This window comes from Ectothiorhodospira variabilis (genome assembly GCF_022227625.1).
GTDB classification, from domain to species: Bacteria; Pseudomonadota; Gammaproteobacteria; order Ectothiorhodospirales; family Ectothiorhodospiraceae; genus Ectothiorhodospira; species Ectothiorhodospira haloalkaliphila.
The window spans coordinates 135,321-148,629 of the sequence record NZ_JAJNAO010000004.1 but is presented as its reverse complement, the minus strand read 5'-3'; the positions used below and the strand labels follow the sequence as shown (position 1 = coordinate 148,629).

The 13,309-nt window shown below is 62.6% G+C and carries 10 protein-coding genes; 9 read left to right on the top strand and 1 reads right to left on the bottom strand.

Features of this window, described 5'->3' with window-relative positions; translation table 11 throughout:
- The first annotated feature begins 77 nt into the window (after positions 1–77).
- The 9 genes from LPW30_RS07055 (at position 78) to htpX (ending at position 11,089) form a co-directional block, all read left to right on the top strand.
- On the top strand, positions 78–1,604 hold the full coding sequence (locus LPW30_RS07055) for an NfeD family protein (RefSeq protein WP_238624205.1): 1,527 nt from the start codon (positions 78–80) through the stop codon (positions 1,602–1,604).
- The gene (locus tag LPW30_RS07050) at positions 1,601–2,482 is read left to right on the top strand and encodes a slipin family protein (protein WP_025281158.1); all 882 of its coding nucleotides are present in this window, start codon (positions 1,601–1,603) and stop codon (positions 2,480–2,482) included. The genes LPW30_RS07055 and LPW30_RS07050 overlap by 4 nt, the downstream gene beginning before the upstream one ends.
- Positions 2,483–2,495: 13 nt before the next feature.
- A complete protein-coding gene (gene xerD / locus LPW30_RS07045; RefSeq protein WP_025281159.1) occupies positions 2,496–3,392 on the top strand; it encodes a site-specific tyrosine recombinase XerD in 897 nt (298 codons plus the stop codon).
- A 108-nt stretch (positions 3,393–3,500) separates the two neighbouring features.
- Positions 3,501–4,229, top strand: a complete 729-nt coding sequence (locus LPW30_RS07040; RefSeq protein ID WP_238624206.1) for a DsbC family protein — start codon at positions 3,501–3,503, stop codon at positions 4,227–4,229.
- Between the two features lie 102 nt (positions 4,230–4,331).
- Entirely contained in the window at positions 4,332–5,195 is an 864-nt protein-coding gene (gene trxA / locus LPW30_RS07035) for a thioredoxin (RefSeq protein WP_239680410.1), read from the top strand.
- 109 nt (positions 5,196–5,304) lie between these two features.
- Positions 5,305–7,200, top strand: coding sequence for a DNA topoisomerase IV subunit B (parE, locus tag LPW30_RS07030; protein WP_238624208.1), 1,896 nt, complete (start codon positions 5,305–5,307; stop codon positions 7,198–7,200).
- Between the two features lie 246 nt (positions 7,201–7,446).
- Positions 7,447–7,680 (top strand): hypothetical protein, encoded by a 234-nt coding sequence (locus LPW30_RS07025; RefSeq protein WP_128571872.1) that lies wholly within the window; start codon positions 7,447–7,449, stop codon positions 7,678–7,680.
- Between the two features lie 13 nt (positions 7,681–7,693).
- A complete protein-coding gene (parC, locus tag LPW30_RS07020; RefSeq protein ID WP_239680409.1) occupies positions 7,694–9,940 on the top strand; it encodes a DNA topoisomerase IV subunit A in 2,247 nt (748 codons plus the stop codon).
- A gap of 258 nt (positions 9,941–10,198) precedes the next feature.
- Positions 10,199–11,089 carry a protease HtpX gene (gene htpX / locus LPW30_RS07015; protein WP_025281165.1) on the top strand — a complete coding sequence of 297 codons (891 nt, stop codon included), beginning with the start codon at positions 10,199–10,201 and terminating at the stop codon, positions 11,087–11,089.
- A gap of 41 nt (positions 11,090–11,130) precedes the next feature.
- Here the strand turns inward: htpX and LPW30_RS07010 are convergent, their stop codons facing one another.
- Entirely contained in the window at positions 11,131–13,227 is a 2,097-nt protein-coding gene (locus LPW30_RS07010; protein WP_238624210.1) for a GGDEF domain-containing response regulator, read from the bottom strand.
- Between the last annotated feature and the right edge of the window lie 82 nt (positions 13,228–13,309).

Genomic DNA, 13,309 nt, shown 5'->3' with positions numbered 1-13,309 from the left:
GGAAACCTTGTGCCGCCTCCCATGGTCGAACCCATCAACGCTCCACAGCTCAATGCTCAAAGGCTGGTCCCGGCCCCATGAAACGACTCGCAACGCCCTTTGCCCGCCGAATCCTGCTCTGGTGTCTGCTGCTGTTGGTGGGCGCCGGGCTGGCCCTGTTCAGTCACGCCCAGGAGAACGGCAATGGCAATGAACGGGGGGTGGCCGTGGTGCTGGATGTGGATGGTGCCATCGGCCCCGCCACCAGCGATTACTTTGTGCGCGGGCTGCAATCGGCCCGGGACATGAACGCCGAGATTGTGGTGGTCCGCATGGACACCCCCGGTGGGCTCGACAGCTCCATGCGGGACATGATCAAGGCCATTCTGTCTTCCCCGGTGCCGGTAGCCAGCTACGTGACACCTTCGGGCGCCCGAGCCGCCAGTGCCGGCACCTATATCCTGTATGCCAGCCATGTGGCGGCCATGACCCCGGCCACCAATCTGGGATCGGCCACCCCGGTGCAGATGGGAGGCCCTCCCGGCATGCCGGATGAGGACGAGCCTCGCCGGCCACGCTCCGAGGATCGTCAGGAGGATGACGCCACCGATGAGGACAACGGTTCTGTCGATGCCAATGGTGACGAAGCCAATGGCGAAGCGGCGGAAATCAGAGAAGATGATGCGGAACCTGCGAGCGAGCCACGACGGGGTGGCACCGCCATGGAACGCAAGGTGCTGGAGGATGCCGTGGCCTATATCCGGGGGCTGGCCGAGTTGCGCGGGCGCAACGCCGACTGGGCCGAGGAGGCGGTGCGCGAGGCCGTTAACCTCACGGCAACCGATGCACTCGAGAAGAATGTGATCGACGTGGTGGCCGAGGATATCCGGGATCTGCTGGTGCAGATCGATGGCCGCACGGTGAAGATGGACGTGGGTGAGCGGGTGCTCAACACCGAAAATCTGGAACTGGTGGAGATCGAACCCGACTGGCGTACCCGGCTCCTGTCGGTGATCACCAATCCGAACATCGCCTACATCCTCATGCTGGTGGGCATTTACGGCATCATTTTCGAGCTGGCCAACCCGGGCAGCATCTTCCCGGGCGTGGTGGGTGCCATCAGCCTGGTGCTGGCCTTGTATGCCTTCCAGGTGCTGCCCATCAACTATGCGGGCCTGGCGCTGATCATCCTGGGGATCGCCTTCATGATTGCCGAGGCCTTCCTGCCCAGTTTCGGGATACTGGGCATCGGCGGGGTGGCCGCCTTCGTCTTCGGCTCCATCATCCTGGTGGATGAAACCAACCTGCATATTTCCATCCCCCTGATCGGCGGCACGGCGCTGGTTTCCGCGGTCTTCTTCATCTGGGTGATGAGCAAGCTGATGAATTTGCGAAAAAAGCAGGTGACAACCGGTCGGGAGGAGCTGATCGGGGCCCAGGGGCAGGCCCTGAAGGACTTCTCCAAGGGGGCTGGTCGGGTCTGGGTGCACAGTGAATCGTGGCTGGCCCAATCCCGGGTGGCCATCTCCAAGGGCGATGCGGTCCGGGTGACCGGCATGGATGGCCTCACGCTGACCGTGGAGCCCGTGTCTGATCAAGAAACCTCAACAGGAGTTGCATCATGATGACAGCCCTTCTGGCTCCGCTGGCCCTGATCCTGGGCCTGCTGATCCTGTCGATCCGGATCCTGCCCGAGTACGAACGTGGCGTGATCTTCTTCCTGGGGCGCTTCCAGTCAGTGAAGGGTCCCGGTCTGATCATCGTGATCCCGGGGATTCAACAGATGGTCCGTGTGGACCTTCGCGTGATCACCCTGGATGTGCCCAGTCAGGATGTGATTTCCCAGGATAACGTGACGGTACGGGTGAATGCGGTGCTGTACTACCGGGTGGTGGATCCGGAAAAGGCCATCATTCAGGTGGAAGACTTCAACAACGCCACCAGTCAGCTGGCCCAGACCACCCTGCGTTCGGTGCTGGGCAAGCATGATCTGGATGAGATGCTCTCGGAGCGGGACAAGCTCAACGACGACATTCAGAGCATACTGGACAAGCAGACGGACAACTGGGGTATCAAGGTGGCCAACGTGGAGATCAAGCATGTGGATCTCAACGAGAGCATGATCCGCGCCATTGCCCGTCAGGCCGAGGCGGAGCGTGAGCGGCGCGCCAAGGTCATCCACGCCCAGGGTGAACTGCAGGCGGCGGTCAAGCTCACCGAGGCGGCGGATATCATGTCGGGCAACCCCCAGGCCCTGCAGCTCCGTTATCTTCAGACCATGAGCGACATGGCCACCGATAACGCCTCGACCATCGTCTTCCCGTTCCCCTTCGACATGCTCAAGGCGTTCATGGGTGGCGACGATTCGGGCCCGGGGGGCGACAATGACAAGGCCCGCCGGCCTGCCAAGACGTTGGAAGAGGCCGCCCAGACCACGGTGGAGGCCGATGAGGGTGCGGCAGAGGACAGTGTGCTTCCGCGTCGCTCCAAGGGCGATAAATGATCAAGATTGATGCATGACACAGGCGTCGTCGCTGATCGATCGGTTTCTGGACGCCATGTGGATGGAGCATGGTCTGAGTGACCACACGCTGTCTGCCTACCGGGCGGATCTGTCGGGCCTGGAACGCTGGCTGGATGGACAGGGTGGTGATCTTGCCGGGGCGGACCGCCACCAGCTGCTGCGCTATCTGGCCCAGCGTCTGGAGGGCGGTGCCCGGCCCCGGAGCATGGCCCGCCTGCTGTCGACCCTGCGACGATTCTATGGCCACCTGCTGCAGGTCGGTCAGATCCGTGAAGACCCCACGGTGCGCATCGACGCGCCACGGCTGGGGCGCCCCCTGCCGGATACGCTGACGGAAACGGAGGTGGATGCCCTGCTGGCGGCCCCGGATACGGAGGACACCAACGGCCTGCGGGATCGGGCCATGCTGGAGGTGCTGTATGCCACCGGGCTGCGGGTCTCCGAACTGGTGGGATTGCGGCTTGGCCAGGTGAGTCTGCGCCATGGTGTGGTGCGCACCCAGGGCAAGGGAGGCAAGGAGCGCCTGGTGCCCCTTGGGGAAGAGGCCATGGACTGGCTGGAGCGCTACCTGACCGAAGCCCGTCCGGGGTTGATGCAGGGTCACGGACAGTGCGAGGCCCTGTTCGTGACCCGCCGTGGCGCGGGCATGACCCGTCAGGCCTTCTGGTACATGATCCGTCGCCACGCCCGGACGGCGGGTATCACCAAGCATCTTTCGCCCCACACCCTGCGTCACGCCTTCGCCACGCATCTGCTCAACCATGGCGCAGACCTGCGTGTGGTGCAGATGTTGCTGGGTCATTCCAGTCTCTCCACCACGCAGATCTACACCCATGTGGCCAGGGAACGACTCAAGACGCTGCACGCCGAGCACCATCCACGGGGCTGAACCCAGAGCCCCTGGCATGGTCTTTTAATCAGTCCCCCGGGTAATATGTTCCGCGTTTCAATCCGGCGACACCGCGATCGCGGCCCAACCCATTCCAAGAGTTGAACCATGCCCAGCTACCGCATTGTCCTTGTCATGATCCTCCTGCTGGCCCTGCCGGGCCTTTCCCATGCTGACGCTCCCGGTGAGTTGCGAGAGCGCATTGAGGCTCTGGTGCCCAATGCCCAGGTCAGCAGCATTCGCGAAACTCCCATCCAGGATCTTTACGAGGTGCGTTTCGGCGCGCAGGTCCTCTACATGAGCGGGGATGGCCGCTATGTGCTGGAGGGGGACCTGGTGGAACTGGACACCCGACGGAGTCTCACTGCTGCGGCCCGTTCCGAAGGTCGGCAGGAGATCCTGGGAGGGCTCAGCGAGACCAGCATGGTGATCTACCCTGCCGAGGGCGAGTCCCGTCACACCATTACCGTCTTCACCGATGTGGACTGCCCCTACTGCCGGCGTTTGCATGATGAGGTGGCCAAACTCAATGAGGACGGCATTACCGTGCGTTACCTGATGTTCCCTCGCTCCGGTGAAGGCACGCCCACTTACGAGAAAATGGTGTCCATCTGGTGTTCCGATGACCGCGCCGAGGCCATGGACCAGGTGAAGGCGGGGCGCTCCATTTCCGAGAATCCGTGCGATACGCCAGTGCGCGATCATCTGCGGGCGGGCCAGATGATGGGCGTGAACGGCACGCCGGCCATCCTGCTGGAGACCGGCGACATGATCCCCGGTTATCGTCCGGCGGGTGAGATTGCCCAGATGATCGACCATGTGTCGGGCGGACGTTGATCCAGTCAACCTCTTGAAACCTGAGTCTTTACCCCGAGAATAGAGGGTCACCCATCGGCCCCCCGGGCTGGGACTCACGCAACTTCAGTACAAGGCCAATTCATGAGCACTTCCGACCACATCGTCGATATCACTCAGGAGAATTTCCACGCCCTCGTTATCGAAGGTTCGCAGCAGCGCCCGGTGCTGGTGGACTTCTGGGCAGACTGGTGTCAGCCCTGTCAGATGCTCATGCCCATCCTGGCCAAGCTGGCCGAGGAGTACGCCGGTGGTTTCCTGCTGGCGAAGGTGAACAGTGATCAGCAGCAGGACCTGGCGCTCCAGTATGGGGTGCGCAGCCTGCCCACGGTGCTGGTCTTCCGTGACGGCGAGCCGGTGGACCAGTTCATGGGCGTGCAGCCGGAATCCACCATCCGACAGATGCTGGACAAGCACCTGCCCGGCCCGGGTTCCGAATCGCGCCGGGCAGCCCGGGAGGCGCTGGAAGCGGGCGATGCCGAGACGGCCCTGGCTCATCTGGAGGTCGCCCGCCAGGCCAACCCGGAAGACGAAGAACTCAAGATCGATCAGGCCGGGGCCCTGTTGATGCTGGGTCGCGTGGACGAGGCTGAGGCGGTGATGAAGACGGTGCCCGTGCATCTCCATCAGGAGGATGCGGGCCGCCGCGTGGACGCCCAGCTACGGCTGGCCCGGGCGCGTGGCGATCTGGCAGCAATCCCGGCACTGGAAGAGCGCCTCGACGGGAATCCGGATGATCCCGAAGCGCTGCACCGGGTGGGCGCCGCCAGAATCCTCGCGGGCGAACATGAGGCGGGGTTGGCCATGCTCATGCAGCTCATGAAAAAGCATCGCACGTATGGCGAGGATGCCGGACACAAGGGTCTGCTGGCGGCCTTCGAATTGCTGGGTGCCCGGCATCCGCTGGTCAATGACTATCGTCGCAAGATGATGGCGCTGATGTTCTGAGCCGGGTGTTTTCATCCTCGGGCGGCGGGCTTGCGGGGGCTTTGGGCTTGCCACCCACGATGATGTCCCATACAGTACCCGCGCCCTGGCAGACGACGATTGCACGCGCATGAGCGCCTCATCTTCCTATACCTCATCCGATATCGAAGTCCTCTCCGGACTCGACCCGGTGCGCAAGCGCCCCGGAATGTACACCGATACCTCCCGGCCCAACCACATGGCCCAGGAGGTCATCGACAACTCCGTGGACGAGGCCATCGCGGGCCATGCTGACCGCATGGACGTGGTGCTGCATGCCGACGGTTCCGTATCGGTGACCGATAACGGCCGCGGCATGCCCGTGGATCTGCATCCCAAGGAAAAACGCCCCGGGGTGGAGGTGATCCTGGGTACGCTGCATGCCGGCGGCAAGTTTTCCAACAAGAGTTATCGCTTTTCGGGGGGCCTGCACGGCGTGGGCGTCTCGGTGGTGAATGCGCTGTCGGAAAAGCTGGAGGTGACCATCCGGCGCGACGGCAAGGAACACCACATGAGCTTTGCCGACGGGCACAAGGTCACCGACCTGAAGGTGGTGGGCGAGGTGGGCAAGCGCAATACGGGCACCTGCCTGCGCTTCTGGCCCAATGCCGGTTATTTCGATACCCCCAGGTTTTCCGTACCCCGTCTCAAGCACATCCTGCGTGCCAAGGCGGTGTTGTGCCCCGGGCTGGCGGTGTCCTTTTATGATGAAATCACCGGCGAGCGCTGCGACTGGTGCTATGAGGCCGGACTCAGGGACTATCTGGTGGAATCCCTGGACGGTGCCGAACGGGTGCCTGATGAGCCCTTCATGGGCAGCATGAGTGGCGAGACCGATGCGGTGGACTGGGCCGTGGTATGGCTGCCCGAAGGCGGTGAAGGCGTGGCCGAGAGCTATGTGAACCTGATCCCCACCGCCCAGGGCGGCACTCATGTGAATGGTCTGCGTACCGGTCTGACGGATGCGGTGCGGGAATTCTGCGAATTCCGCAACCTGGTGCCGCGGGGCGTGAAACTGGCCCCGGAGGATGTCTGGGAGAATGTGGCCTACATCCTCTCCTTCAAGATGCTCGACCCCCAGTTTGCGGGCCAGACCAAGGAGCGTCTGTCGTCCCGCGAGGCGGCCCCCTTCATCTCGGGCGTGGTGAAGGACAGCTTCAGCCTCTGGCTCAATCAGCATCCGGGCGCCGGAGAGCGCATCGCCGAGCTGGCCATCAACAGCGCCCAGAAGCGCATGCGGGCCGGCAAGAAGGTGGTTCGCAAGAAGGTGACCCAGGGCCCGACCCTGCCGGGCAAGCTGGCCGACTGCGCCGCCCAGGATCTGGGTCGCACCGAACTGTTCCTGGTGGAAGGGGATTCCGCCGGCGGCTCCGCCAAGCAGGCCCGGGACCGGGAGTTCCAGGCCATCATGCCGCTGCGGGGCAAGATCCTGAATGCCTGGGAGGTGGATCCGGATCAGATCCTGGCCTCCCAGGAGATCCACGACATCAGTGTGGCCATCGGCGTGAACCCCGGTGCGGAGGATCTCAAGGATCTGCGCTATGGCAAGATCTGCATCCTGGCGGATGCGGACTCGGACGGCCTGCATATCGCCACCCTGCTGTGCGCCCTGTTCGTCCGGCATTTCCGCCCGCTGGTGGAGCAGGGGCGGGTGTACGTGGCGATGCCGCCGCTGTTCCGTGTGGATGTGGGCAAGGAGATTTTCTATGCCCTGGATGAGGACGAGAAACAGGGCATCCTGCAGCGCATCGCGGCCGAGAAGAAAAAGGGAAAAGTGGCGGTGACCCGCTTCAAGGGGCTGGGAGAGATGAATCCGCTGCAACTGCGCGAGACCACCATGGCCCCGGATACCCGCCGCCTGGTGCAACTGACCCTGGACGCCGGCGACGAGACCATGGGTTTGCTGGACATGCTGCTGGCCAAGAAGCGTGCCTCCGATCGCCGGGGCTGGCTGGAGTCCAAGGGACATCTGGCAGAAGTGGATTGAGCGGGGCCAGAAGCCCCTCTCCCCTCACCCCAACCCCCCTCCCCGGAGGGGAGAGGGGCTGAACTCCCTTCTTACCTGCGGTGAGAATGTCTTCGGAGATGAGGGGTTAAACTCCCTTCTCCCCCGCGGGGAGAAGGGCGGGGATGAGGGGCACGGCGGGCACTGTGCCGGGGTTTTTCCCTCACCCCAACCCCCTTTCCTCGAACGAGGAGAGGGGCTTAACTTCAGGAATCAACAGGTGTACACGTGGCAAAACCAATGGTTGGATTCGGAACACGCCTGGGGCTGATCCTGCTCAGCTTCGCGGGCATCATCATCGCCATGACCGGTATCCTGGAGCTGGCCACCGGTGGCGTGGGCAGCTTCTATCCCCCTGAATGGCGATTCCCGGGTTACTCCGTGGTGATGATCATCGGCGGGTATCTCATGATGGCCCCCATGGGCTGGCTTTACATGCGGGATGCCAAGACCGATGACTGAGTCCCGCTGAGCCATGAGCAATCTCGAACTGAACCTGGATGGTGTTGAACAGCAACCGCTGCACACCTTCACGGAAAAGGCGTACCTGGACTATTCCATGTACGTCATCCTGGACCGCGCACTACCCCATGTTGGGGATGGCCTCAAGCCCGTACAGCGGCGCCTGATCTACGCCATGAGTGAGCTGGGCCTGTCGGCCCTGTCCAAGCACAAGAAGTCCGCCCGTACCGTGGGCGATGTGCTGGGCAAATACCATCCCCATGGGGATTCGGCCTGTTACGAGGCCATGGTGCTGCTGGCTCAGCCCTTCTCCTCCCGTTATCCGTTCGTGGACGGGCAGGGCAACTGGGGCTCTCCGGACGATCCCAAGTCCTTTGCCGCCATGCGCTACACCGAGGCGCGCCTGTCCCCCTATGCCCAATTGCTCCTGTCGGAACTGGGGCAGGGCACGGCGGATTGGGTGCCCAACTTCGATGGCACCATGGAAGAGCCCAAGGTGCTGCCCGCCCGGTTGCCCAACGTGTTGTTGAATGGTGGTTCGGGGATCGCTGTGGGCATGGCCACCGATATACCGCCCCATAACCTTCGTGAGGTGGCCCGCGCCTGCATCTGTCTGCTTGAGGACCCGGATGCAGGGCTGGAACAGATCTGCGAGCACATCCAGGGCCCGGATTTCCCCACCGATGCGGAGATCATCACCCCGCGTCAGGATCTCATGGCCCTGTACCGCACGGGTCATGGCAGTTTGCGCATGCGCGCCCGCTTTGAACGGGAGAATGGCGACATCATCATCACCGCCCTGCCGTTTCAGGTGTCCGGGGCCAAGGTGCTTGAGCAGATTGCCTCACAGATGAACGCCAAGAAGCTGCCCATGGTGGAGGACCTGCGGGATGAGTCGGACCATGAGCATCCGACCCGCTTGGTGATCACCCCCCGTTCCAATCGCGTCGATCCGGAAGGCCTCATGGCCCACCTGTTCGCCACCACCGATCTGGAACGCAGCTACCGGGTGAACATGAACCTGATCGGCCTGGACGGGCGGCCACAGGTGAAAAGCCTGCCGGCGCTGCTGGCCGAGTGGCTGGAGTTCAGGGTGGAGACGGTGCGCCGCCGCCTGCAATGGCGCCTGGACAAGGTGCTCAAGCGCCTGCACATCCTGGAAGGCCTGCTGATTGCCTACCCGAACATCGACGAGGTGATCCGCATCATCCGTGAAAACGACGAGCCCAAGCCCGTGCTGATGGAACGTTTTGGGCTCACGGACACTCAGGCTGAAGCCATCCTGGAACTCAAGTTGCGCCACCTGGCCCGCCTGGAGGAGATGAAGATCCGCGGCGAGCAGGATGAACTGGAGCAGGAACGGGATCACCTGCAGACCGTGCTGGGTTCCGATGTCAGGCTGCGTGGTCTGGTGCGTGACGAGATCGAGGCGGATGCCGAGAAGTTTGGCGATGATCGACGCTCACCCATTGTTGCGCGCGCCGCCGCCCAGGCCCTGGACGAATCCGCCCTGGTGCCGGCCGAGCCCCTTACCGTGGTGCTCTCGAAGATGGGCTGGGTGCGGGCCGCCAAGGGCCACGAGGTGGATGCCCAAGGGCTGAATTACAAGTCTGGCGATGCCTATCAGTCCGACGCCCAGGGACGCAGCAACCAGCAGGCGGTGTTCCTGGATTCCACGGGCCGCACCTATGCCCTGGCCGCCCATACCCTGCCGTCGGCCCGAGGGCAGGGGGAGCCGATCTCGGGGCGCCTGTCGCCACCCGATGGGGCGCGCTTTGTGGGCGTGATGATGGGGGCAGGGGAGGATCTGTACCTGATGTCCACTGATCACGGCTATGGCTTCATCTGCCGCATGGAGGACATGATCTCCCGCAACCGTGCCGGCAAGGCGGTGCTCACGGTGCCCCAGGGCGCCTGCGTGCGCCATCCGATGCGGGTGCGTGATCCCCGGCAACAGTACCTGGCGGCCGCCACCACCGACGGTTACCTGCTTCTGATCCCTCTCTCGGAACTGCCCTGCATGCCCCGGGGCAAGGGCAACAAGATCATCAATATCCCCTCCGCCCGCCTCAAGGCTGGCGAAGAGTCTCTGGCGGACCTGACTTTGCTTGACGGAAGTGACAGCCTCACCGTGGTGGCGGGCAAGAAGTTCAAGACCCTCAAGCCGGATGAATGGCGGGAGTACCTGGGAGAACGCGGCAAACGCGGCACAAAACTCCCCCGAGGTTTCCAGAAGGTGGACACCCTGAGGCCCCAATGATCCTCCTCTTGGAAGCGAAAGGAATCTGTCCCGGTTTTTGAGGTTTTTGGGTGGGAGCGGGCCTGCCCGCGAACGGGGTGTGGAATCACCACCGTGGCCCTTCCCTGCATGGGCTTCGCGGCCGGGGGCCGCTCCCACAGGGGACTCAAGAGGACCCATTCAATGGGACTATCCTTGTTGCCGAGCTTGAATTTTTAACGGTAAACCCCATCTAATACGCCGGACAAAGTCGGCAATCTTCTCATCGACGGAGAGAACATGAAGCGTATCGCCCTTTTTCTGGCCACCAACCTGGCCATCATTGTGGTGCTCAGTATCACCCTGCGGATTCTGGGCGTTGAACGGATCCTGGACGAGACCGGGACCGGACTGAATCTCAACAACCTGCTGGTGTTCGCGCTGGTATTCGGTTTCGGTGGCTCGTTCATCTCCCTGGCCATTTCCAAATGGATGGCCAAGAAGACCATGGGTGTCAAGGTGATTGAACAGCCTGGCAACCCCACCGAACAGTGGCTGGTGGACACCGTGCGGCGGCAGGCCAAGCAGGCCGGCATTGGCATGCCTGAGGTGGGAATCTTCAACTCCCCCGATCCCAACGCCTTCGCCACCGGTATGTCCAGGAACAACGCCCTCGTTGCGGTGAGTACCGGCCTGATGCAGAACATGGGGCAGGATGAGGTGGAGGCTGTGCTGGGTCACGAGGTGAGTCACGTGGCCAACGGCGACATGGTGACGCTGGCCCTGATCCAGGGGGTGGTGAATACCTTCGTGATCTTCCTGGCCCGCGTGATCGGGCACTTTGTGGACCGGGTGGTGTTCAAGAACGAGCAGGGTCATGGCCCGGCCTTCTGGATTACCACCATCGTGGCGGAGATCATCCTGGCCATCCTGGCCTCCATCATCGTGATGTGGTTCTCCCGTCAGCGGGAATTCCGGGCCGACACCGGTGGTGCCGAACTGTCCAGCCGGGAGAAGATGATTTCGGCTCTGGAGCGCTTGCGTGCCGCTCAGGGACAGCCTTCACAGATGCCTGATCAAATGCAGGCCTTCGGTATCCGCGGCGGTGGTGTCACCCAGGGCCTCAAGCGCCTGTTCATGACGCACCCGCCCCTGGAAGAGCGGATCATGGCGCTGAAGTCGGGGCGTTGATGGTTGTATGGCTGCTCGGGATGAGGGGCAGGTATTGCCCCTCATCCCATTGTTGAAAAGTCGTATTCCAAACCTTCCGACGGGGGCTGCAGGAAGTTGCCCTGGATGTAATTGATCCCCAGCCCCCAGAGGATGGAGAGGCTGTTGGCATCTTCCACCTGCTGGGCCAGAATCAGGCGGTTCTGCGAATGGGCCGTGTCCGTGATCTGGCGCATGGCCTTCTGGTTCTCTTCGCTGCTGGGCAGGTTTCGGGTAAACGAGGCATCCACCTTGAGATAGTCCGCGGGGAAGTGATTGAGCACCTGGAACGGATTCAGGCCGTTGCCGAAGTCCTCCAGGGCCAGTTGGCAGTGGACACTCTTCAGGGCCTTGGCAAATTCCTTGGCCTGCTTCAGATAGGCCACCACGGTATTCTCCTTGAGCTCGAAGACCACGCATTCCGCCGGGATGCGGTGCTCTTTCAGGCGTTCCATGATCCAGGGCAGCATGCCCGGATCGTGCAGTGAGCCCGCGGTGATCTTGATGAAGAAGATGGTGTCGTGGCCGGCCTTGCGTTGTGTGGCCAGTCGCTGCACCGCGTGATCGATCACCCAGCGATCCAGGGCCTTGGCCATGTTGGTGCGTTCCGCGCTGGGCATGAATTCAGCTGGGCTGATGGCTTCGCCGTCCTCATCCAGCAGCCGCATGAACACCTCGTAACGCTCACCGCTCTCGCCGTGCAGGCTCACCACCGGCTGATAGAGGAGGTGGAGCCGGTTGTCCCGAATCGCTTCGCTGATGCGGGCGGTCCAGGTCTCGTCCAGTTGCTTTTGGGTCATCTCCCGTTCCTTGGGGCGATAGATGACCACGCGGTGACCGTTGCCTTCCCGGGCTGCCTGCTGGCAGGCCTTCTGGGCGCGGGAAAGCAGCTCGTTCATGTCCGGGGCGTTCTCGTCGATCCGGGCAACGCCCATGGAGGCGGTGCAGGTCAGCGAGCGGCCCTCCACGTCACAGATGTGATTGGAGATGGTTTCCAGGATGCCCTGAGTGAAACGCTCCAGGGTTTCGCTTTCCCATTGGCGGGTGAGAATGGCGAAGGCCTCGCCATCAAAGCGCGCGACGATATCTTCCTCTGCGCAGACCTCCTCCAGCAGCTTGCCGATATCCCCCAGCACCAGGTCACCGCCGGCCACCCCCACCGTCTCGCGGATGTTGGAGAATCGGTCGATGCGAAGTTCGATCAGTGAGGCGTTGCCGTTGCCCTGAGTGGCCGTGCTGAATGCATCCTGCAAGCGCTCCATGAAGTACTGGCGGTTGTACAGACCCGTGATCAGATCACGCTGGGCCAGGTAATTGAGCTGCTTTTCCAGTTCCCGGGTATTGCTGGTGCGGTTTCGGATCAGGATCTGTGTGCAGGGCTCCCCTTCGATGGTCGCCGGGCTGAATTCCATCTGCACGGCCAGTGCTTCGCCGCCGGCGGTGCGGATCTGAAGGTCCAGGGGCTCGGAGTCGGATGCGTCCTGGTCCTGGCCCCGATTGCGTTCATAGGCGCGCAGGAAATCCTTGAGTTTTTGCTGGTCGTCCCGGGACACCATGTCCATGAGGGGGATGCCCTCGATGTCGTCCAGGTGGGAATAACCGAACAGTTCCAGGTAGGAGGTGTTGGCGTAGGTGTGCATGCCCTCATGCACGTAGGCAATGGCATCACGGGAACTGTCCAGGAGGGTCTTGCAGCGCCTTTCCGTGTCCCTGAGGCCGGATTCGAAGGTCTTGAGGCGGCGCCATTGCCGCTGGAACTCGGCGGCCCGGGTCACTACGTGGCGCAGGTGATCCAGGCGGTTTTTCTGCACCATGTCGTGGGCGCCCAGTTCCATGCAGTCCACCACGTCCACGTCCGGGGAGGTGGCTACGGCCACGATGGGGGCGTGGCGCCCCATGTGCTGGTTGGCCTCCACCACCTTTTCCAGTGACAGTTCAGGGTGATTCAAGGTGCAGATGACCACATCCGGGGTGTGGCTGCGGAGCTTTTCGTGGAGTTCTTCTTCGTCTTCGGCGCGCTCTGGTCTGACCGCAAATCCAGCGGACTTGAGGGTGCTGACCATCATCTCGGCGTCGTTGAGATCATCGTCGATGATCAGAAGGCGGATGATATTTTCCATGCGATCCGGGCCTGCTCGGGCGGGAACCATGATCGGCTGTCAAGCCGATCACCCATACTGCCGGCGATTATACAGACAATGC

Coding starts and splice junctions, on each gene's coding strand:
- LPW30_RS07040 (WP_238624206.1), top strand. CDS start 3,501: ATGCCCAGCTACCGCATTGTCCTTGTCATGATCCTCCTGCTGGCCCTG.
- trxA (WP_239680410.1), top strand. CDS start 4,332: ATGAGCACTTCCGACCACATCGTCGATATCACTCAGGAGAATTTCCAC.
- htpX (WP_025281165.1), top strand. CDS start 10,199: ATGAAGCGTATCGCCCTTTTTCTGGCCACCAACCTGGCCATCATTGTG.
- LPW30_RS07050 (WP_025281158.1), top strand. CDS start 1,601: ATGATGACAGCCCTTCTGGCTCCGCTGGCCCTGATCCTGGGCCTGCTG.
- LPW30_RS07010 (WP_238624210.1), bottom strand. CDS start 13,227: ATGGAAAATATCATCCGCCTTCTGATCATCGACGATGATCTCAACGAC.
- LPW30_RS07055 (WP_238624205.1), top strand. CDS start 78: ATGAAACGACTCGCAACGCCCTTTGCCCGCCGAATCCTGCTCTGGTGT.
- xerD (WP_025281159.1), top strand. CDS start 2,496: ATGACACAGGCGTCGTCGCTGATCGATCGGTTTCTGGACGCCATGTGG.
- parE (WP_238624208.1), top strand. CDS start 5,305: ATGAGCGCCTCATCTTCCTATACCTCATCCGATATCGAAGTCCTCTCC.
- parC (WP_239680409.1), top strand. CDS start 7,694: ATGAGCAATCTCGAACTGAACCTGGATGGTGTTGAACAGCAACCGCTG.